The organism is Lentzea sp. NBC_00516 (assembly GCF_036346835.1).
Taxonomy (GTDB): domain Bacteria; phylum Actinomycetota; class Actinomycetes; order Mycobacteriales; family Pseudonocardiaceae; genus Lentzea; species Lentzea sokolovensis.
Map to the genome: position 1 here is coordinate 339,633 of NZ_CP107840.1, position 19,126 is coordinate 358,758.

The following is a 19,126-nucleotide window of genomic DNA, read 5'->3' on the forward strand; positions in this document are numbered from 1 at the left end:
CTGTCGGTGCCGGCTGGGAGAATTGAACCAGGGGACCCCTCCGGAGGGGACCCTTGCGCGAGCCTGCCGATCGTCCGTCATCGCGTGACCACCGCGCGGCTCGCGGCCGCGAAGTGTCGGTGCTGTCTGGGAGAACAGCAGCAGCGGAAGGACTTCCGCGGGGACGCTTGCGTGAGCCTGCCTCATCGGGGCACCGCCGCGATCTCCATCAGCGTCGCGGCGAACCGGCTGCCCGGTGCCTGGGCCGCCACCGCGCGAGCGTCAACCATGGTGTCCACATCGGACAGGGTCGGCAGCGTGCGCACCCGCATCCCGTCGGGCGCGTCCGGCGGCCGCGTCGTCCCGCCCTCGTGTGGAGCCGGCGCGTCCAGCGTCCTCCAGCCCTGCAACGCCTCCAGCGTCCGCGCCCCGGTGTCCGCGCGGGACATCGGCACGTCCCGCAACACCTCGGCTCGCAGCGGATCCCGCAACCCGAGCGCCCACCACCCGCCGTCCAGCGCGAACCCGAGCGCGGCCTCGTCGAACTCGGCACACGACTCCAGCAGCGAGGGCGTCACCTGCGGCGTGTCCATGCCGATCTGCAGCACCGGCATCCCGAACCGCGCCACGTCGGCGTGCGCGTGCACCAGGCGTTCGGCGAAGGTCAGGCCGCGCTGCGGGATCACCACGCACTCCGCCAGCGCGTCCCGCACGTCCTCGCGCCGCACCACTCCGGCCAGCGCCACCACCGGCACGGCGCCGGGGGTGGCCAGTGCGGCCTCCACCGTGTCGAGCAACGCGGCTGCCGCCACGTCGGCGGCCTCCTCGGGGGTCAGCGGCGGGCACAGGCGGGTCTTCACCTGGCCGGGGATCGGCGACTTGGCCATGATCAGCAGGCAGAACCTCATCGCAGCACCCCCGCCATGTCCCGCGCGGCGCGCATCGTGCCGCGCACCGAACCCGACACCTTCGACCGCGTGCCGGCCGCCCGCGGGCCGTAGGAGACGTCGACCTCGTGCACCCGCCAGCCCGCCTCGGCCGCGCGCACCAGGAGTTCCAGCGGGTAGCCGAAGGCGCGGTCCTGGAGGTCCAGTGCCAGCAACGCTTCGCGCCGGCACACCCGCAGCGGCGCGATGTCGTGCACGTCCAAACCCCTGCGCCGCAACAGGGACGCGATCACGGCGTTGCCGGCCCGCGCGTGCCACGGCCAGACGCCCGGTTGCACGGGCCTTCGTCGTCCGACGACGAGGTCGGCGTCGGCCAGCAGAGCGGCCATCGCGGGCAGTTCGGCCAGGTCCAGCGAACCGTCCGCGTCGGCGAACGCCACCAGGCCGGAGGTGGCCGCGAGCAGACCGGTGTGCACGGCTGCGCCGTAGCCGCGCTTGGGCTCGTGCACGACCAGCGCGCCGTGAGCAGCGGCGACCGCAGGAGAGCCGTCCACAGAACCGTTGTCCACGATGATCGCGCGGTATCCGGTAGGAAGGGAGGCGAGGACCGCGGGTAGTGCGGCGGCCTCGTCCAGGCAGGGCAACACGACATCCATGTGTCCACCCTGGACCATCGGAAAGTGTTGTGGTGCTTACGGAATTATGACGCACGAAAGAGTTCTTACGATTGTCTTGCGGGGTCCGCGAGACCCCCGCGACACCCCCTAGGTTGGGCGCGGTGCGTCTAGTCATCGCAGGACTGCTCGTCGTTGCCGCCATCATCGTCGGGATCGTCGTCAACGCCCACGACCCGGACCTCCTCTACGCCTCGGCGGCACCGATCTTCGGCAACTGGGATCCGCACGTCGGCCCCGGCACGCCGCTCGCGGTCCTGATCGCGTTCCTCGTCGTCGCCAAAGGTCGCGAGCTCACCGGGCACAGGTTCGCGCTGCCGATCGCCTACGCGGCCTCGGTGGCGTTCACCTTCTCGCTCGCGATGATCGACGGCTGGGGCCGGTTCGTCACCAGGCTGACGACCGAGGACGAGTACCTGCACGAGGTCCCCGGCGTCACCGACATCCCGGCGATGCTGCGCGGGTTCGCCGCGCGCATCCCCGACTTCCAGCCCGACTCGTGGACCACGCACGTCTCCGGTCACCCGCCGGGCGCGTTGCTCACCTTCGTCGCACTCGACCGCGTCGGGCTCGGGGGAGGGGCAGCGGCGTCGATCTTCTGCGTCCTGGTCGGGTCGCTCGCGGTCGTCGCGATTCCCAAGGCCATCGACAACAACGCCGTGCTGCCGTTCCTGGTGCTGTTCCCCGGCGCGGTGTGGGTCGGCGCGTCGGCGGACGGCATGTTCATGGGCGTCGCGGCCGTCGGCCTCTACCTGCTCACCCGGTGGCCGGTGCTGGGCGGCGTCGTACTGGGCTGGTGCCTGTTCCTGTCCTACGGACTGGTGTTGCTGGCACCGCTCGCGATCGTCGCGGTCGGCTGGAAGGCCGGCTGGAGGATCGGCTGGGCCGTCGCGGGCGCGCTCGCGGTCGTGGGAGCGTTCGTACTGAGCGGGTTCTGGTGGCTCGACGGCTACGAGCTCGTGAAACTCCGCTACTACCAGGGCATCGGAGCCACCAGGCCGTACTGGTACTGGGTGTGGGCGAACCTCGCGGCACTCGCGCTGGTCATCGGCCCGGCGGGCATCAAAGGGCTGCGCAAGGACAAGTGGGTCGTTGCGGCCGGCATCGCGATCCTGGCCGCCGACCTGTCCGGGCTGAGCAAGGCCGAGACCGAACGGATCTGGCTGCCGTTCGCGGTGTGGCTCATGGTCGGCACCGCGAAGCTGGACCACCGCAAGAGGTGGCTCACCGCCCAGGCGATCACAGCCCTGGCGGTGAACCACCTCGTGCTCACGAACTGGTGACTGACTCCCGTTGCGAGGCGAAGGCGAACTCCCGCACGCCCTCCTCGAACCCGACCTGAGCCTCGAAACCCAGCACGTCCAAGGCTTTCGCGGGCGAGGCGACGACGTGCCGGACGTCGCCCGGCCGCGCCCCGCCGACGATCTCGGGCGTCGGCCCGTCGCACGCGTCGGCCAGCGCGAACGCCAGGTCGCCGATGGTGTGCGGGGTGCCGGAGCAGACGTTCACGGCCTCGAAGCCAGGACGCGGTGACGACAGAGCGAGGACGTTGGCCCGAGCCACATCCGTGACGTGCACGAAGTCGCGCCGCTGCCGCCCGTCCTCCATCACCCGAGGCGCGACGCCGTTCTGCAGCGCCGACCGGAAGATCGACGCGACCCCGGCGTACGGGGTGTCGCGCGGCATCCGCGGGCCGTAGACGTTGTGGTAGCGCAACGCCCACACGCTCCCGCCGGTCTGCCGGGCCCACGCCACCGCCAGGTGCTCCTGCGCCAGCTTCGTGGCCGCGTAGGTGCTGCGAGGCTCCAGCGGAGCGTCCTCGGGCACCAGTTCGGAGACCACGAAGTCGCCGCAGAAGCACCGCGGCTCGTACATGCCCGCAGCGAGGTCGGCGGCAGTCCGTTCGGCCCGCACGATCCCGTGGGAGAGGCATCGATAGCGCCCCTCGCCGTAGACGACCATCGACGACGCCAGCACCAGCCGCGACACCTTGGCCCGGTACATCTCGGCCAGCAACACCGCCGTGCCCAGGTCGTTGTGACGCGCGTAGGAGGGCGCGTCGAACGGATCCACGCCGTGCCCGACCATCGCCGCCTGATGGCACACCGCGTCCACAGTGGACAGCAACGGCCGCAGCACGTTGGGCGAGGTCACGTCGCCGATGACAAGTTCGTGGTCCAGCAAAGGAACAGCGCTGTGCGCCTCGGGCAGCAACGCGTCGAGCACCACGCATTCGTGGCCCTGGGAGGTCAGCTCGTCCGCGACGTGCGACCCGATGAACCCGGCCCCGCCGGTGATCAGTACTCGCATCCACCGACCGTAGGACTCTTGTGACGCCCCGGCGTGCCCCAGGCGTCAGCCGTCAGAACTCCGTAAGACCATTTCGACGACGAACCGGGAGCCGCACGGCGCACGGTCCTCCACCCAGACCCGGCCGCCCAGCCGGTGCACGTGGTCGCGGACCAGCGCCAGCCCCAGCCCGCTGCCGGTGTCGTCACCCCGGCTGCCCGCCATCACCCCGCGCGCGAACCGTTCGAAGATCTCCTCCCGCAACCCCTCTGGCACGCCAGGCCCGGCGTCCTCCACCACCAGTCGCGCGAAAGAACCAACGGTCCGCACGGACACCAGCACCGCGCCACCGGCGTGCCGCTCGGCGTTGTCCAGCAGGTTGGTCAGCACCCGGTCCAGCCTGCGCCGGTCGCCCAGCACGACGACGGGTTCCAGGTCCAGGGGTACGGGAGTGCGGGTCGCGATCACATTGCGCACCAATGCGTCCAGCGCGATCTCCTCCGGCGCGGGGTCGTCGGTCTGGTCCGCCCGGGAGATCTCGAGCAGGTCCACGACCATCCGCGCGAACCTGTCGACCTCCGAGGTCAGCAGTTCCAGCGCCGTTCCCGCCGTGCCGGGCAGGTGCTCACGACGCCGGCGCAGCACCGCGCCCGCGTTCACCATCGTCGTCAACGGCGACCGAAGCTCGTGCGAGACGTCCGACGCGAACCGGGCGTCCCGCAGGGCTCTCTGCTCCAGCGCCTGTGCCGTCGAGTTGAACTTCGCCGCCAGCGCCGCGAGATCCGGGTCGTCCTGGTCGGGCAGCCGGGCGTGCAGATCACCGCCGGCGATCCTGCCCGCCGCGCAGTTCAGCTCCGTCAACGGTTTCAGCGCCCGCTTCGACGCCCACGACCCCAGCGCCGCCCCGAGCAGCGCCGAGCCGATCGTCCCGGCGATCAGCACCGCGCTCAGGAACGCGAACGTCCGGTTGAGCTGCTGCAGCCCGAACAGTTCGACGTAGACGGCGTTGCCCGCCACCGGCCGTGCGACGGCGAGCATCGGCAGACCGTCCACGGTGATCCGCTCCTTGCCCGGCGGGTGCTCCACCAGCCCGGACGGCAGCTGCGACGGCTCGACCTTGCGGCCCGCCGTCACCAGGCCCTCCGGGCTCATCACCAGGATCGACGAGTCTGGCCCGGTGGTGAGGCCGGTCAGCAGCTCGTCGAAACCCGGCGAGGCCAGCGACCGCTCGACCAGCCGCACGTTGACCTCGGCCTGCCTGGTCGCACTCGCCTCCCGTTGCCGCAGCATGTAGCCGGAGGCGAGGTTCCAGGTCGCGAACGCCAGCACGCTCGTGACGACCAGCAGGCCGAAACCGAACGAGAGGGTGACCCGGCAGCGCAGCGTGAGTCTCACGAGCGGATCCGATAGCCGGTGCCGCGCACGGTGAGCACCAGCTCGGGATCGTCCGGGTTGGCCTCGATCTTGCGGCGAAGTCTCCTTATGTGCACGTCGAGCAGCCGGGTGTCACCGAAGTAGTCGTATCCCCAAACCTTTTGCAGCAACTGTTCCCTGGTGACGATTCGCCCGCTCGCACCAGCGAGTTCCAGCAACAGCCGGAATTCCGTCCTGGTGAGATGAACGCGTTCCCCCGCTCGGTGCACGAGCCCTTCCTGCGGACGGATTTCCAGTTCCCCGATCCGAACGGCTTCACGCCCCGGCCCGCGTCGGCGCAACAACGCGCGGATGCGGGCGGCGAGAACTCCGGCCATCAACGGTTTCGTGACGTAGTCGTCCGCTCCCGCCTCCAGCCCGGCGATCACGTCACGGGCGTCCGTTCGCGCCGTCACCACGATTATCGGCAGGTCACCGCGTGATCGGAGAGCCTGCACGACCTCCAGGCCGTCCATGCCGGGCAACGTGAGGTCGACCAGCACCACGTCAAAAGATTCCGTCTCCAAACGTTGTAACGCCTCTTCGCCCGAACCTGCCTCGTCAACGGTGAAACCCTCATCGGACAAGGCAAGGCTCAACGCCTGCCGGATTCGCTCGTCGTCTTCGACCAGCAGGACCCGTACGCACACAACGACTCCACTGTGTGAGAGCCGCGGCGACGGCGTCTCACACAGTGGAGTGAAAGTCGATCAAAAGCAAGATTGCTTCGGTTTAAAATCCGGTCAGCGTGACTTTCGCCGAACGCGGGTTCGGTTCGTGAACAAGTGACTCGAACGCGCCGACGTCATCGAACGCGAACCCGTAAGCCTTCCCGTCGGCCATGTTCTGGTGCACGATCTTCGAGAAGTGGTTCGTGGTCGCGCGGGTGTAGAAGTCGCCCGCGTTGTAGGTCGGCTGGGTGTGGATGAAGCCGAACGTCGAGCGGTTGAGCCCGGCGCACAGCGAACGCGAGATCGCGCCGACGTCGTTGTTCGGCGCCGCGAGTCGCCCGTCGCAGTTGAAGACGTCACGTGTGGACGGCTGCTGGAACGACGCGACCTGCTGGCCCGCCGTGTTGGTGAAGTTGAGGTTCCCGCCGCTGACGCGGCCGGTGAACTTGCGGTTCGGCTCGTTCTGGTACGGCACGACGGTCAGCGGCGTGTTCTGGTACGTCGACCAGGCGCTGCTGACGTAGTTCGCGAAGTACGAGGCGGAGAACACGCCCGCGTCGAGGCCCTTGCTCGGGTTCAGCACGCGCAGCCGCGTGCCGTCCGAGCGGGTGTAGACCAGTCGCGCCCAGTCGCCGCCGAGCTGCTGGTGCTGGTCGAAGATGCGGTTGCGCCCGTTGGAGACCAGCTGGCCGGTCTTCTTGGTGACGCCGCTCTGCGAGGTCGCCTCGACCGCGTGCGGCACCGAGAACATGTCCACCTGCGAGCTGTTCAACCACAACCCGCCGCCGTTGTAGGTGAACTCGCTCCAGTCGAACAGGATGTCGCGGTTCGGGTCACCCGCGGCCCACGGCGCCGGCTGCACCAGGCCGTTCGGGACCAGGGAGAACTTCAGCTTGTCCCGGAAGGACATGTAGAGCCGGCCACCGGCGAGGTTGAGCGGGATCTGCAGGGTCCGGCTGGCGCCGTTCCCGGGGCCGGGGATCGAGACGTCCGGTGCCGGGGTCGGCGGGATTCCGCCTCCGGACCAGGCCGTGAACTGGCCGTTCGCGTTCACGTAGCCGAGCCGGCCGCCCATCTCGCCGAACACGTACAGGTGGGTCGCGTCGCCGCGGCCAGAGTTGTTCGTGACGGTGAGCGGGAGCAGATTCGGTGGAGCGGCTTGAACAGCAGGTGCGGACATCGTTGTCAGCCCTAGTAGGGCCGATGTCGCGAGCAGCAGGAGCTTGCGCATCGACTATCTCCTCACTGAGACAGGCAGGACCATTTCAGCGGCGGTGAGAGCGCTCTCATACCAGCGCGTCGCTGTTGATATGTCAAGAATGGTCTTCATGCGCGCACTGACGGTTGATCTTGCACGGGCCGGGTCGTTGTCCCTGACCGAACTGCCCGATCCGGAGCCGGGCCCGGAGGACCTGCTGGTCGAGGGCGTGGCGATCGGCATCTGCGGGACGGACCGCGAGATCGTGCGCGGCGAGTTCGGCGTCGGCGGAACTCTCGTGATCGGGCACGAGTCGCTCGGACGGGTGATCAGCGGACCGGGGTTCGAGCCGGGGTCGCTGGTCGCCGGGGTGGTCCGCAGACCCGATCCGGTGCCGTGCGTGGCGTGTGCGCGCGGGGAGTTCGACATGTGCCGGAACGGGCAGTACACCGAGCGCGGGATCACGGGCCTCGACGGCTACGGCTCGACTTTGTGGACAGTGCCTGCCGCTTATGCCGTCGGTGTCGGTTCTTCGACAGGTGTTCTGGTCGAACCCGCGTCGGTGGTCGTGAAGGCGTGGGAGCGGCTGGACCGGCTGGCGCCCTTCCCGTTCGAGAGCGTGCTGGTGACGGGAGCCGGGCCGATCGGCCTGCTGGCGGCGTTGATCGGGGTGCAGCGAGGGCTGGACGTGCACGTGTTCGACCTGGCCGTCGACGGCCCGAAGCCCGCGCTCGTCGAGTCGCTCGGCGCCACCTACCACCGGACGCTGCCGGACTGCCCGGTCGTGATCGAGGCGACCGGGGCGCCGTCGCTGGTCGCGCGACTGCTCGGGCGGGACCTGGTGTGCCTGACCGGGGTGCCGTCGACCGAGGTGATCCCGGCCGACATCGGGCAGATCAACCGGGACATGGTGCTGCGCAACGGGATCGTGTTCGGCACGGTCAACGCGAACGTGCGGCACTACCGGGAGGCCTCCGCCGTGCTGGACCGCGCGGACGACGCGTGGCTGTCGGCGATGATCACTCGGCGGGTGCCGCTGGAATCCTTCGCGGAGGCGTTCGAGTCGCGGCCCGGTGACGTGAAAGTGGTGCTAGAGCTGTGATCGCGGCCAGCCCGACGATCGCGGCCGCCAGCAGCAACGCCTGGTGGTAGCCGTTGTGCAGCAACGGGGTGGCGACGAGCGGGCCGACGATCTGGCCCGCCGAGTAGCCGGCCGTGAGGGTGGCCGCGGCTCGCGGGAAGCCGAGGTCGGCGCCCAGCTTGAGGGCGGTGGCGGCGATACCGATGAACGTGCCGCCGAACAGGACGACCGCGATCAGAGCAGCGGCGGTCGTGCTGACGAGTGCGGGGAGCGCGATGGCCACGGCCTGCACGGCCAGTGCGGCGACCAGCACCGGGCGGCCGTTGCCGAGCCGGGCCATCAGGGCGGGGGAGAGGGCTGCGGAGACTCCGACCAGGATCCACGAGGTGCTGCCGAGCGGGCCGCTGATCGCCGCGACCAGGAACGTTGCGGCGATGATGTAGCCGACGCCTTCGAGGGTGTAGGCGGCGAAGAGGGTGGCGAACGCGCGCCGGGTGGAACGGCTCACGCGCGGCTTGCGCGGCTCCTGGATCGATCCCGACTCACCGGCCCCCAGGGGGCGTCGAGCCCCCACTCCCATCATCTCAAGCGGGTCTGACAGTTTCGGTGCGCCGGGCTCCAGACCCCACGCCACGGCCGTCAGCACCGCCGCCATGCCGGCCGCCAGCCACCAGGCCGTTTCCCAGCCGCTCCAGCCCAGCAGCCCCGACAACGCGATCCCGGCCCCGACGCCGCTCATGCCCCACCCTGGCCGCGCGTTCACCGCCGCCACGAACACCACCGCGCTCGCCACCCCGGCCACCAGCCGCAGCACGAACCACGCGGCCATGCCGTGCACCAGCGGCATTCCGGCGAGGGTGGCCACGAGCAGCACGAGCGCGACACGGTTCGTGGTCCGCGACGGCGCACGGACGATCGTGGCGAGCGCTCCGACGAAGTAGCCCAGGTAGTTGGCGGTGGCCAGCGACGCGGCCGAGGCGGCCGACAGGCCTGCCTGCGCGGTCATCAGCGGCAGGATCGGCGTGTAGACGAACCGTCCGATGCCCATGGCCGCCGCCAGCGCCGCGGCGGCCTGGCGGGCGCTCACAGCCGGCCGGGGTCGTTCGGGTGAGGCTGCACGGCCGTGACGGTGAACGCCATCCACGGGCTCAACGGCAGCGTGCCGAGCACGTGCGCGTGGAGGTCGGCCTCGTCGTCGGCCCGCCACAGGCCGATGCTGCGCATCTCGCCGATCGGCCGCCACAGCCGGACGAGTTTGCCGCTCGTGGTGAGTTCCTTGGCCCGCACCGCTTCGGCCGCCCGGCGCGAGTCCACTTCGGACTGGGGTGTGCCGTCCGGGATCGTGGTGATGATCTCGACGATGAACTCTCTCATGACCTCATCGTGCGACCCCGCGGCGACGGACGCCACGACCGGCTTTCTCCTGCGTGGGAGCCTGAGCCTCCTAGGATGCGTGATGTGGAACTGCGTCAACTCCGGTACTTCCTCGCGGTCGCCGAAGAACTGCACTTCGGTCGGGCGGCGGCGCGCCTGCTGATCGCCGGGCCGTCGTTGTCGCAACAGATCAAGGCGCTCGAACGCGACCTCGGCGTGCCGCTGTTCGCCCGCGACCGCCGCACCGTCGCGCTGACGTCCGCCGGTGCCGCGCTGGTCCCCGAGGTGCGGGCGCTGCTCGAACGGGCCGATGAGCTGCAACGGCACGCGCGGCAGTTGTCCGGGTCGCGGCCGGTGCGGATCGGGTACGTGAACTGGCTGCCGCCGGACCTGACCGCTCGCACGGCCGGGGTCGCGCAGCTCTACGTGGACGCCTGGGTCGTGCCGTCGCACCAGCAGGCGGCACGGGTGGCGGACGGCAGCCTCGACCTGGCCGTGTGCTGGATCCGCAGGTCCGAGGCGGCCCAGTTGGGCCTTCAAGCACAACTGCTCGGCGCGGATCGGCTGTACGCGGTGGCGGTGGGCACGGACACGAGTCCCGTCCGGGCCAAGGACATCGCGGTGCTGGTGGACGACGACGTGACGTCGTGGCAGTCCTGGAACGACTACGCCGAGGAGTTCGCGCGGGACACCGGCTGTGCCGTCCGGCGCATCCACAACGGCGCCATCACCGGACCGGCGTTCTTCGACCACGTGCGGGTGTGCACGACGCCGGTGCTCAACTCGCCGAAGGGGCAGACCACGCCATTGCCGCCGGATCTCGTGCAACGGCCCGTCGTCGATCCCGAGGTCGTGTGGACCTGGTCGCTGGTGCGCCGCGAGGACGAGGAACGCGCGGACGTCATCGCCGCCGCCGACGCGATCGTGCGGGACGTCGGCGACCTCGGTCTGGACCGCGCGTGGCTGCCCTCGGACGACCCCTACCGTGCGTTGAGAGGCTGAGACTCGCACGAGGGAGGAAACGGGTCGCAATTCCGCGAAATGAACCCGGTTCGCGGGCCGTTGTGGCTGTCAGATCCGCTACTCCTCCTTCGAAAGCGAGCAGGAAAATGACCAGCAAGGTGGCAATCGTCACGGGAGCGTCGCAGGGAATTGGCGCGGCACTCGTTCCGGCCTATCGCAAGCTCGGCTATTCGGTTGTCGCGGTCTCGCGTTCCATCGGCGCTTCCGACGACCCCGAGGTGCTCGCGATTCGCGCCGACCTCAGCAAGACGGGGGAGGGCGCACGGGTCGTCCAGGAGACGCTGGCGCGGTTCGGCCGCGTCGACTCGCTCGTGAACAACGCCGGCATCTTCGTCGCCAAGCCGTTCACCGAGTACACCGACGAGGACTTCGCCGCCGTCACCGGCACCAACCTCGTCGGGTTCTTCGACATCACGCGTGCCGCCGTTGCGGCGATCGGCGACAACGGCGGCCACGTCGTGAACGTGTCCACGACCCTGGTCGACCACGCGCTGTCCGCGGTGCCCTCCGCGCTCGCGTCGCTGACCAAGGGCGGTCTGAACGCCGTCACGAAGTCGCTCGCCGTCGAGTACGCCGCGAGGAACATCCGCTTCAACACCGTCGCGCTCGGCATCATCAAGACGCCGATGCACGCCCCGGAGACCCACGAGGCGCTCGCCGGGCTGCACCCCGTCGGCCGGATCGGCGAGATCTCCGAGGTCGTCGACGCGATCACGTTCCTCGAGCAGGCCGGCTTCGTGACGGGCGAGATCCTGCACGTCGACGGCGGCCAGAGCGCGGGGCACTGACATGGTCCTCGAAGACGTCATGGACCGGTGGAAGGACGCCGTCGACGCGCACGATCCCGAGCGCGTGGCGTCGAACTTCACCGAGGACGCCATTTTCCAGGGGCTGCACCCGTACGGAGTCGGACGGCAGGCGGTCGCGGCCTACTACGATTCCCAGCCCATCGGTCTGAAGGCCGAGTACAAGATTCTGGAAACCCGCAGGCTCGCCGACGATCTGGTTCTCGGCTATTTGACCGTCGATTTCTCGTTCGTCGACCGGCCGACCATCACCGTCAACCTGAGCGTGCTGGTGAAGGGAGACCTGATCGCGCATTACCAGGTCTCCCGACTGGGCTAGGGGCGCGGCCCCGCAGGCCGGGAAACCTTTCGAGGACACCACCCCGGCCTGCCACCCTGGTGCGATGCTGCGGCGTACCCGACAGCGCCGATCGCCGTTGGCGCCACCGCGAGACCGAGATGTGGGTGCGTCGCGCGCTGGAGTACCAGGACCGAGGGGTCGATCTCCTGCTCACCGGGCAATCCCCGCTGGGAGAGGTGCCGGCCGCTCCCAGCGCCCGGCACCGCGAGCACGCCAGGAACCCCCGGCACCTGCCCGAGGCCGTGATCGACGGCGGCTGGCCTCGGATGGCCTGGCACCGGTGGACCGGGTGGACCGGGTGGACCGGGTGGACCGCCGACGATCAGCGGTGGTCCACCCACCTGGTCGACACCACTAGTGCCGACGAGGCTCCCGGCCGAACGGCGACGGAGGTCGCTCGAGGTCGGGGGCCTTCGGGATCGGCATGGTCACCGGGGCGTCCGCCGTGATCGTGATCGTCTCGCCGTGGTGCTTCGTGGTCAGCGACGTGCCGTCCACGATCCGGTAGGTGGCCTCGCTCTCGCACACGTCCACGGAGATTCTCGTGCCCTGGAAGGACATCCGGAACGAGAAGCGGGTCAGCTCGGCCGGCATCCGCGGCGCGAACGTCAGCTCGCCGCCGTGGTCGCGCATGCCGCCGAACCCGGCCACCAGCGCCGTCCACGCACCCGCCAGCGACGCCATGTGCAGGCCGTTGGTGACGTTGCTGTGCAGGTCGTGCAGATCGGTGAACGCGGCCTCGACGAGGTAGTCGAACGCCAGCCCGAGGTGCCCGACCTCGGCCGCCAGCACCGCCTGCGTGCCCGCCGACAACGACGAGTCGCGCACCGTGCGGGCTTCGTAGTAGGCGAAGTTGCGGGCCTTCTCGTCGTCGGTGAACACGTCGCCGCGCACGTGCATCGCGAGCACCAGGTCCGCCTGCTTCACCACCTGGCGGCGGTACAGGTCGAAGTACGGGAAGTGCAGCAGCAGCGGGTACTTCTCCTCCGGGGTGTTCTCGAAGTCCCACTCGGCGTGCTTGGTGAAGTTGTCCGCCTGCGGATGCACCTCGAGCATCTCGTCGTACGGGATCGCCATCGCGTCCGCGGCCCTGCGCCAGGCCGCGATCTCCTCTTCCGTCGCGTCGCAGGGGTTCCGCTCGGCGGCGTCGGCGGCCGCCCGCAGGTTCTGCTGCGCGATCAGGTTCGTGTAGACGTTGTTGTCGACGATCGCCGAGTACTCGTCCGGGCCCGTCACGCCGTCGATGCGGAACCCGTCGTGCCGGTCGTGGTGGCCCAGCGAGCACCACAGCCGTGCGGTCTCCACGAGGATCTCGGTGGCTTCGTCTCGGTCGAAGTCCTCGTCACCGGTGGCGTTCAGGTACTGCTGGGTGGCGTAGGCGACGTCGCCGGAGACGTGGAACGCGGCCGTGCCCGCAGGCCAGTACGCGCTGCACTCTGCGCCGTTGATCGAACGCCACGGGAACGCGGCTCCCTTGAGCCCCAGCACCTTCGCGCGGTCGCGGGCCTTGTCCAAAGTGGCGTGACGCCACCGCAGCGCGTCGCGGGCGGCGTCGGGCAGCGTGTAGGTGAGCACCGGGAGCACGAACATCTCGGTGTCCCAGAAGGCATGGCCGTCGTAACCCGGTCCGGTGAGACCTTTTCCAGGAATGGCCCGGGATTCACCGCGCGCCCCGGCCTGCAGGATGTGGAACAGCGCGAATCTGATCGCCTGCTGCAGCTGGTCGTCGCCGTCGATCTCGATGTCGGCGACCTCCCAGAAGTCGTCCAGGAACTCCTTCTGCTCCTCGACGAGCCCGTCCCAGCCGGTCTGGCACGCACCGGCCAGAGCCGCCTCGACCTGCGCCCTCAGCGCGGGCGTCGAACGCTGCCCCGACCAGCCGTAGGCCAGGTACTTGGTCAGCTTCAGGCACCCGCCCGCCGGCACGTCGACGGCCGTGGTGAACCGGGCCAGGTCGTCCTCGGCACGGATCTCGGTGCGGACGTCGACGCCGTCGACGTCGACCTCGTGGTCCATCGCGGCGGCCATGCGCAGACCGGACACCTTGGTGTGGTGGCACAGCACGGCCCGCGTCTTCTCCGCCATCTTGAAGTCGTTGACCAGCGGGGAGTCCAGCGCGGCGGCGACGCGGGGATCGTTGCTGCGACTCACGGTCGGCTCGTTGGCCAGCAGGTCGGACTGGACGACGAGCTGCAGGTCGTCCATCGGCTCGACCTCGTAGCGGATGGCGACGACCGCGCGCTGAGTGAACGACACGAGCCGTTCGCTGCGCACGGTCACACGCCTGCCCGTCGGCGACTCCCAGACCGTGCGGCGGCGCAACGTGCCGGAGCGGAAGTCGAGCGTGCGTTCGTGCTCGATGGCGTTGCCGTAGCGCATGTCCAGCGGCTCGTCCTCGACCAGCAGCCGGATGATCTTGCCGTCGGTGACGTTGACGACGGTCTGGCCCGCCTCCGGATAGCCGTAGCCACCCTCGCCGTACGGCAGCTGGTGCTCTTCGTAGAAGCCGTTGAGGTACGTGCCGGGCAGACCGCGCGGCTCGCCCTCGTCGAGGGTGCCGCGCAGCCCGATGTGGCCGTTGGCCAGCGCGAACGTCGACTCGGTCTGATGCAGGTCGTCCACCGACAGGCCCTGCCAGCGCAGCTGCCACGGTTCGACGGCGTAGCTCATGAGAGCAGCTCGTCGAGCTCGTCGACGACCACGTCGGCGCCGTGCGACTTCAGCGCGTCACGCTGGTGGCCGCGGTCGACGCCCACGACGAACCCGAAGCCGCCGTCGTGCCCCGCCTGCACGCCCGCGAGCGCGTCCTCGAAGACCGCGGCGTTCTCCGGTGCCGTCTTCAGTCTTCTGGCGCCCTCGACGAACGAGTCCGGCGCCGGCTTGCCCCGCAGGTCCGACGCGGTGATCACGTTGCCGTCCACCAGCGCGTCGACGTAGTCGAGCAGGTTGCCGGAACGCAGCACGCGCATGGCGTTGGCGGAGGACGTGACGACGCCGATGGGCAGGCCGGCTTCGCGCGCGGCCTTGAGATAGCTGACCGACGCGGGGTAGGGCGTGATGCCCTCCTTGTCGATGATCTCGTTGACCAGATCGTTCTTCTGGTCGCCGATGCGGCGGATCTCGTCCTCCGACGGCGTGAGGTCGCGGGAGGTCAGGAAGCTGCGGACACCGTCGTAGCGCGGCTTTCCGTCCACGTAGGCGAGGTAGTCCTGCTCGCTGAACGACTGGCCCATGGCTTCGAACGTCTGCCGCCAGGCCTGCCGGTGCAGCACGGCGGTGCTGGTGAGCACGCCGTCGAGGTCGAACAGCAGTGCTGTGATCTTGTCCGGGAGGCCGAGGCTCATGGTTCGATCATGCACCCGTCTCGCCGACATCGCTGCGTTCTTCTTTGAGGCGTTCATCGAGCGGCCGCGGGTGCGCCTGCTCGTACTCGGTCGTTCCGTACCTGTTGGACTCGGCCCAGCCTTCCTCGGGCTCGGTCTCCAGCGGGTCGTGACCGAGGTTGTCCTCGTCCAGACCCTCGACGTCGCTCTCCTGGATGTACGCACCGCGTTCTTCGCTCATGCCCACCGCAATACCCAGTTCGGCGTCATCCAATGCTTTGGCCCACGAGCGAACCGATCGCATAGGTGACGCCCATGGCGATCAGGCCGCCCACGACGTTGCGGACGACGGCACGCCTCTTGTCCGCGCCGCTGAGCCTGGCGCTGACGAAGCCGGTGAGGGCCAGGGCGAAGATCGCGGCGACGACGGTGACCGGCACGCGCAGGGTGGTGCTCGTGAACGCGATCGCGGCGAGCGGGAGCAGGGCGCCGATGGTGAACGAGACGAAGCTCGCGATGGCGGCGCCCCACGGGTTCGTCAGCTCGTCCGGGTCGATGTGCAGCTCGGCCTCGGCGTGGGCGCCCAGGGCGTCGTGCTCGGTGAGCTGTTTGGCGACCTCTTCCGCGGTGTCCGCGTCGAGGCCCTTGCTCTCGTAGATCTCCTTGAGCTCTTCGAGCTCCTGTTCCGGCATGTCCCGCAGCTCCGCGCGTTCCTGGGCGAGGAGGGCGCGTTCGGCGTCGCGCTGGCTGCTGACGGACACGTACTCGCCGCTGGCCATGGACATCGCGCCCGCGAAGAGGCCGGCGAGGCCCGCGACGAGGATCTGGGCGCGGTCCGTGGTGGCCCCGGCGACGCCCACCACGAGGCTGGCGGTCGAGACGATGCCGTCGTTCGCGCCGAGGACTCCCGCGCGCAACCAGTTCATCCGGTCGCCGCTGACCTCGTCGTGGGGCTCGTGGTGGGTCATTTCCGCAGGTTAGCGCTGGGGTCTCCGCGTGCCCGGTGACCACGCCGCGACCCCGGTCGGACTCTGCTGAACGGGTGAGTTTCCCCTGGTCAGAGGCTGTGGGTTCATTTTTTGTCAGACCCCCGTGGCATCCTGTCGAACAGGTGTTCGTCAGGCGTGCTAGAGGAGGTCAGTTCCCGATGCAGATCGAACCCCGTCGCTGGCCAGGCCGAGTGGTGCCGTCCACCGACGCCGACGTGGACGTCGCCGTCGAGTCCCTGTGCGTCCGCGCCTCGTGGCCGGACGCCGACCGCCGCTGGGTCCGGCGCCTGCTCGAACCGTGGTTCACGGCGGGCTGGTGCGTCGACGCCCTGCTCGCGGCCATCGACAAGAAGCCGGACGGCACCCGTCAGGGCCGCCCTCGTTCGCGTGCCCAGGTGGCGCACGAGTTCCTGCGCGCCCGCCTGCGCACCTGGACGGCGGACGGCGCGGGCCTCGCCAAGCCGCCGCTGTCCGGCGTCTCGCTCGGCGAGTGGTACCGGGTGAACCGCCGCAACACCGCTCTGCACGCCCCGCGGCGCGCGACCGGCCTCACGTCGGACGGCGAGCGCGCACGGGCGGAGTCGCGCGCCCTGGCCCACCGCCGCGACCCGGTGGAGCGCAGCCGCGAGAAGGGGCGGCGCCGCCAGGAGGTGCTCGACAGCCTGCTCACGCCGGGGCAGGAGGTGCCGTCGTTCGCCGACTCGTGGAAGCTGGTCGCCGAACTGGTGCCGGTGCCGCGGGTGTGCTCGGCCTGCGGGCACGTGCGGAACGAGGTGTCACGGCAGGCGCACCGCGTCGCGTGATCAGGGGCCGGCCACCGGGCCCGCAGATGGCCACGGCCCGTCGAACGCGCCTTCTACCTGGGACTTCGGCGTGCGGTGATTGAGAACGGCTCAGGCCGGGAACACGGAACGAGTTTCTTGTTTCCGATGTTAGGGGCCGACATGCTCGAAGTGACGCCGATGGCTGCCGAGGTCATCAACGAGTTGACCTCACAGTCCGATGGCACCACCGACGACACCGGCCTGCGCTTTGCCCTGGCCACCGAACAGAACAGCCAGGCCGCCCTGGAGCTGTCGCTGAGCCAGCCCGTCGACGGGGACGAGGTGGTGGCGGCACCCGCGGGGGCCAAGGTCATCCTCGAGCCGGCCGCCGCCGAGTACCTGGAGGACAAGGTCCTCGACGTGCGCCAGGACGACGAGGGCAACCCGGCTTTCGCGATCGCACGCCAGGACCAGCCTGGCTGAGCGCGCGGAATTCTTGCTCGGGTGGGATCAGCGTCGATCACGCCTGACGTGCGAAACGGGCCGGACCCCTCAGGACATGAGGGGATCCGGCCCGTTTCGTGACACCCCCGGGATCAGGGAATGGTCAGCACCTGACCGGGGTGGATGAGGTCCGGGTTCGAGATCCCGTTGGCGGACGCGATGTCGCCGTAGCGGTTGCCGTCACCGTAGAAGCGCTCGGCGATCGCCCACAGCGAGTCGCCACCCTCGACGGTGTAGGTCTGCACGGCCGGAGCGGCGGGCGCGGCCGGGGCCTCCTCGACCGGGGCCGGAGCCGGAGCGGCCGCCTCGGGAGTGGGCTGCGGCGTGTCGGTGTTGGTGTTGCTGGCCCACCGCGCGCTGCCGTCGGCGGCGAACACGACCAGGTTCCTGTCGTCCTGCAGGACCAGGCGCGAGCCCTCGTTGCCCTGGGTGCCGGTGGACCACACGGCGTTCTCGTCGCTCGTGTAGAGCACGAAGTTGCCGTCGTCCTGCAGCTTGGCGCGCACCGCGCCCGTGCCGTCGGTGCCGCTGGCCCACACCGTGCCGGTGTCCTCCGAGAGCACCAGGTTCCCGTCGGACTGCAGGGTCAGCATGTACCCGTTGACGCTCGTCAACTGCTGGCCGCGGGTGATTTCCTGCCCGGCTTGCAAGGTGTCCACTCAAAACTCCACTTCGGACGACGACGGCCGCCTGGAACGGCGGCGCCCGAAGCGGAACCTAGTCAAGGTGCACCCGTTCCGCCGGATCACCGCGGCACGTGCACCCGAGGGAGTGAAAAACGCCCCCTGCCAGAAGGCAGGGGGCGTTCGACCAGAACTGGTGGTCAGCCCTCGATGCGGCGGATGACCGAGATCGGGCCGATCGAGTCGATGTCGGCGATCTTCACCGGCTGACCCTCGGTCGACGCGTGCACGGCGCGAATGCCGTCCACCGCCATCGCCACGTGGGACTGACTCGAGTAGTAGACGATGATGTCGCCGGCCTTGACCTCGCCGCGGCTGACCGAACGACCGGCTGCCGCCTGGGCGTAGCTGGTGCGACCGATGGACACGCCTGCCGAGGCGTACGCCTTCTGGATCAGCGAGGAGCAGTCCCAGGTGTCCGGGCCGTTGGAGCCGTAGACGTACTGCTCGCCGCGCTGGTCGAGCGCGAACTGCAGTGCGCGGCCCGCGGTGCCCGCCGGGACGTTGATGTTCGACATGTCGCCGGACTGCGCCAGGTTGTTGCGCACCGACGTGCTCAGCGCGCGGTACGCGGTCGTCGCCTCCGCGAGCTGCTTGTCGAGATCGGCCTTCTTCTGGTCCATCTCGGCGAGGAGCTTCTTCGACGTCTCGGTCGCCTCGTTGGCCGACTTCGTCGCCGCGTCGGCCTTGCCGACCGCGTCGGTCAGCTTCTGCAGGGCGTCCGCGTTGTCGGCCGCGAGGATGTTGATGGCCGACATGCGGTTGAGGAAGTCCTGCTGCGAGTCGCTCACCAGCAGCGCGGAGATCTGGCTGAAGTTCGCGCCCGAGTTGGTGGCCTCGGTGAGGAGGTCGACCTGACCGCGGAGGGCCTCCTCGGCCTTCTGGGCCTCGGCCAGGTCACCCTTGGCCTTGTCCAGCTCGCCCTGCTTGGCCTTCAGGTCGTCCTGGGCCTTGAGGTGGTCCTGGTTGAGCTTGGACGCCTGCTCGGACAGCTCGTTGAACTTCTTGAGCGCGTCCTGGGCGTTGGGCTGTGCGGTGGCCGGCGCCGTGGGGAGTGCTGCCGCGACGACTGCTGCCGTCGCCACGAGTGCTCCACGCACGATGCGGCGTGAGGGTTGCGACACCACG

Annotated in this window: 21 protein-coding genes; 7 read left to right on the forward strand and 14 right to left on the reverse strand. The window is 69.6% G+C overall.

Annotated features, from left to right (window positions below):
* Positions 1-182: 182 nt before the first annotated feature.
* Positions 183-887 carry a TIGR04282 family arsenosugar biosynthesis glycosyltransferase gene (locus tag OG205_RS01585; protein ID WP_330274410.1) on the reverse strand — a complete coding sequence of 235 codons (705 nt, stop codon included), beginning with the start codon at positions 885-887 and terminating at the stop codon, positions 183-185.
* A complete protein-coding gene (locus OG205_RS01590; protein WP_330274411.1) occupies positions 884-1,522 on the reverse strand; it encodes a glycosyltransferase family 2 protein in 639 nt (212 codons plus the stop codon). The genes OG205_RS01585 and OG205_RS01590 overlap by 4 nt, the downstream gene beginning before the upstream one ends.
* A 122-nt stretch (positions 1,523-1,644) precedes the next feature.
* On the opposite strand from OG205_RS01590, the gene OG205_RS01595 reads away from it, so the two are divergent.
* Entirely contained in the window at positions 1,645-2,823 is a 1,179-nt protein-coding gene (locus OG205_RS01595) for a hypothetical protein (RefSeq protein WP_330274412.1), read from the forward strand.
* On the opposite strand, the gene OG205_RS01600 is transcribed toward OG205_RS01595, so the two are convergent.
* The 4 genes from OG205_RS01600 to OG205_RS01615 all read right to left on the reverse strand — a co-directional run bounded on the left by OG205_RS01600 (position 2,810) and on the right by OG205_RS01615 (position 7,144).
* A complete protein-coding gene (locus OG205_RS01600) occupies positions 2,810-3,850 on the reverse strand; it encodes an NAD-dependent epimerase/dehydratase family protein (protein WP_330274413.1) in 1,041 nt (346 codons plus the stop codon). The two genes, OG205_RS01595 and OG205_RS01600, sit on opposite strands and share 14 nt — an antisense overlap.
* Positions 3,851-3,895: 45 nt before the next feature.
* On the reverse strand, positions 3,896-5,224 hold the full coding sequence (locus tag OG205_RS01605; protein WP_330274414.1) for a HAMP domain-containing sensor histidine kinase: 1,329 nt from the start codon (positions 5,222-5,224) through the stop codon (positions 3,896-3,898).
* Positions 5,221-5,892: a response regulator transcription factor gene (locus OG205_RS01610; protein ID WP_330274415.1), complete on the reverse strand. Its 672-nt coding sequence runs from the start codon at positions 5,890-5,892 to the stop codon at positions 5,221-5,223. Before OG205_RS01610 ends, OG205_RS01605 begins: the two co-directional genes overlap by 4 nt.
* A gap of 82 nt (positions 5,893-5,974) precedes the next feature.
* Entirely contained in the window at positions 5,975-7,144 is a 1,170-nt protein-coding gene (locus tag OG205_RS01615) for a beta-1,3-glucanase family protein (protein ID WP_330274416.1), read from the reverse strand.
* Positions 7,145-7,241: 97 nt separating this feature from the next.
* On the opposite strand from OG205_RS01615, the gene OG205_RS01620 reads away from it, so the two are divergent.
* A complete protein-coding gene (locus OG205_RS01620) occupies positions 7,242-8,213 on the forward strand; it encodes an alcohol dehydrogenase catalytic domain-containing protein (RefSeq protein WP_330274417.1) in 972 nt (323 codons plus the stop codon).
* Here OG205_RS01620 and OG205_RS01625 read toward each other — a convergent pair.
* Together OG205_RS01625 and OG205_RS01630 are read right to left on the reverse strand one after the other, a co-directional pair.
* Positions 8,131-9,279 carry a YbfB/YjiJ family MFS transporter gene (locus OG205_RS01625; RefSeq protein ID WP_330274418.1) on the reverse strand — a complete coding sequence of 383 codons (1,149 nt, stop codon included), beginning with the start codon at positions 9,277-9,279 and terminating at the stop codon, positions 8,131-8,133. The two genes, OG205_RS01620 and OG205_RS01625, sit on opposite strands and share 83 nt — an antisense overlap.
* A complete protein-coding gene (locus OG205_RS01630; RefSeq protein ID WP_330274419.1) occupies positions 9,276-9,566 on the reverse strand; it encodes a muconolactone Delta-isomerase family protein in 291 nt (96 codons plus the stop codon). Before OG205_RS01630 ends, OG205_RS01625 begins: the two co-directional genes overlap by 4 nt.
* 75 nt (positions 9,567-9,641) lie before the next feature.
* Here OG205_RS01630 and OG205_RS01635 point away from each other — a divergent pair, with 75 nt between their 5' ends.
* From OG205_RS01635 to OG205_RS01645, 3 genes are all read left to right on the forward strand, one after another.
* Positions 9,642-10,568, forward strand: coding sequence for a LysR family transcriptional regulator (locus OG205_RS01635; protein ID WP_330274420.1), 927 nt, complete (start codon positions 9,642-9,644; stop codon positions 10,566-10,568).
* A 107-nt stretch (positions 10,569-10,675) separates the two neighbouring features.
* On the forward strand, positions 10,676-11,377 hold the full coding sequence (locus OG205_RS01640) for an SDR family NAD(P)-dependent oxidoreductase (protein WP_330274421.1): 702 nt from the start codon (positions 10,676-10,678) through the stop codon (positions 11,375-11,377).
* Between the two features lie 19 nt (positions 11,378-11,396).
* Positions 11,397-11,714 (forward strand): hypothetical protein, encoded by a 318-nt coding sequence (locus OG205_RS01645; RefSeq protein ID WP_330274422.1) that lies wholly within the window; start codon positions 11,397-11,399, stop codon positions 11,712-11,714.
* A 375-nt stretch (positions 11,715-12,089) separates the two neighbouring features.
* Here OG205_RS01645 and OG205_RS01650 read toward each other — a convergent pair whose 3' ends face one another.
* Genes OG205_RS01650 through OG205_RS01665 form a run of 4 tightly spaced genes read right to left on the reverse strand, consistent with a single transcriptional unit; the run spans position 12,090 to position 16,026 of the window.
* Positions 12,090-14,405: a glycoside hydrolase family 65 protein gene (locus OG205_RS01650; protein ID WP_330274423.1), complete on the reverse strand. Its 2,316-nt coding sequence runs from the start codon at positions 14,403-14,405 to the stop codon at positions 12,090-12,092.
* Entirely contained in the window at positions 14,402-15,079 is a 678-nt protein-coding gene (locus OG205_RS01655) for an HAD family hydrolase (RefSeq protein ID WP_330274424.1), read from the reverse strand. Before OG205_RS01655 ends, OG205_RS01650 begins: the two co-directional genes overlap by 4 nt.
* 7 nt (positions 15,080-15,086) lie before the next feature.
* Positions 15,087-15,299, reverse strand: coding sequence for a hypothetical protein (locus tag OG205_RS01660; protein ID WP_330274425.1), 213 nt, complete (start codon positions 15,297-15,299; stop codon positions 15,087-15,089).
* 25 nt (positions 15,300-15,324) lie between these two features.
* Positions 15,325-16,026 (reverse strand): VIT1/CCC1 transporter family protein, encoded by a 702-nt coding sequence (locus OG205_RS01665; RefSeq protein ID WP_330274426.1) that lies wholly within the window; start codon positions 16,024-16,026, stop codon positions 15,325-15,327.
* A 179-nt stretch (positions 16,027-16,205) separates the two neighbouring features.
* Here OG205_RS01665 and OG205_RS01670 point away from each other — a divergent pair, with 179 nt between their 5' ends.
* Both OG205_RS01670 and OG205_RS01675 read left to right on the forward strand, forming a co-directional pair.
* On the forward strand, positions 16,206-16,850 hold the full coding sequence (locus OG205_RS01670) for a hypothetical protein (protein WP_330274427.1): 645 nt from the start codon (positions 16,206-16,208) through the stop codon (positions 16,848-16,850).
* 141 nt (positions 16,851-16,991) lie between these two features.
* Positions 16,992-17,294 (forward strand): iron-sulfur cluster biosynthesis protein, encoded by a 303-nt coding sequence (locus tag OG205_RS01675; protein WP_319981116.1) that lies wholly within the window; start codon positions 16,992-16,994, stop codon positions 17,292-17,294.
* Between the two features lie 113 nt (positions 17,295-17,407).
* Here OG205_RS01675 and OG205_RS01680 read toward each other — a convergent pair whose 3' ends face one another.
* Both OG205_RS01680 and OG205_RS01685 read right to left on the reverse strand, forming a co-directional pair.
* Positions 17,408-17,974, reverse strand: a complete 567-nt coding sequence (locus OG205_RS01680) for a LysM peptidoglycan-binding domain-containing protein (protein WP_330274428.1) — start codon at positions 17,972-17,974, stop codon at positions 17,408-17,410.
* 164 nt (positions 17,975-18,138) lie between these two features.
* A complete protein-coding gene (locus tag OG205_RS01685) occupies positions 18,139-19,083 on the reverse strand; it encodes a C40 family peptidase (RefSeq protein ID WP_330274429.1) in 945 nt (314 codons plus the stop codon).
* Positions 19,084-19,126: the final 43 nt, after the last annotated feature.

Excerpts from the sequence above, each read along its gene's own strand:
- OG205_RS01640 (WP_330274421.1), top strand. The coding sequence starts at position 10,676 with ATGACCAGCAAGGTGGCAATCGTCACGGGAGCGTCGCAGGGAATTGGC.
- OG205_RS01620 (WP_330274417.1), top strand. The coding sequence starts at position 7,242 with ATGCGCGCACTGACGGTTGATCTTGCACGGGCCGGGTCGTTGTCCCTG.
- OG205_RS01660 (WP_330274425.1), bottom strand. The coding sequence starts at position 15,299 with ATGAGCGAAGAACGCGGTGCGTACATCCAGGAGAGCGACGTCGAGGGT.
- OG205_RS01635 (WP_330274420.1), top strand. The coding sequence starts at position 9,642 with ATGCGTGATGTGGAACTGCGTCAACTCCGGTACTTCCTCGCGGTCGCC.
- OG205_RS01655 (WP_330274424.1), bottom strand. The coding sequence starts at position 15,079 with ATGAGCCTCGGCCTCCCGGACAAGATCACAGCACTGCTGTTCGACCTC.
- OG205_RS01585 (WP_330274410.1), bottom strand. The coding sequence starts at position 887 with ATGAGGTTCTGCCTGCTGATCATGGCCAAGTCGCCGATCCCCGGCCAG.
- OG205_RS01600 (WP_330274413.1), bottom strand. The coding sequence starts at position 3,850 with ATGCGAGTACTGATCACCGGCGGGGCCGGGTTCATCGGGTCGCACGTC.
- OG205_RS01615 (WP_330274416.1), bottom strand. The coding sequence starts at position 7,144 with ATGCGCAAGCTCCTGCTGCTCGCGACATCGGCCCTACTAGGGCTGACA.
- OG205_RS01665 (WP_330274426.1), bottom strand. The coding sequence starts at position 16,026 with ATGACCCACCACGAGCCCCACGACGAGGTCAGCGGCGACCGGATGAAC.
- OG205_RS01670 (WP_330274427.1), top strand. The coding sequence starts at position 16,206 with ATGCAGATCGAACCCCGTCGCTGGCCAGGCCGAGTGGTGCCGTCCACC.
- OG205_RS01630 (WP_330274419.1), bottom strand. The coding sequence starts at position 9,566 with ATGAGAGAGTTCATCGTCGAGATCATCACCACGATCCCGGACGGCACA.
- OG205_RS01650 (WP_330274423.1), bottom strand. The coding sequence starts at position 14,405 with ATGAGCTACGCCGTCGAACCGTGGCAGCTGCGCTGGCAGGGCCTGTCG.
- OG205_RS01590 (WP_330274411.1), bottom strand. The coding sequence starts at position 1,522 with ATGGATGTCGTGTTGCCCTGCCTGGACGAGGCCGCCGCACTACCCGCG.
- OG205_RS01675 (WP_319981116.1), top strand. The coding sequence starts at position 16,992 with ATGCTCGAAGTGACGCCGATGGCTGCCGAGGTCATCAACGAGTTGACC.
- OG205_RS01645 (WP_330274422.1), top strand. The coding sequence starts at position 11,397 with ATGGACCGGTGGAAGGACGCCGTCGACGCGCACGATCCCGAGCGCGTG.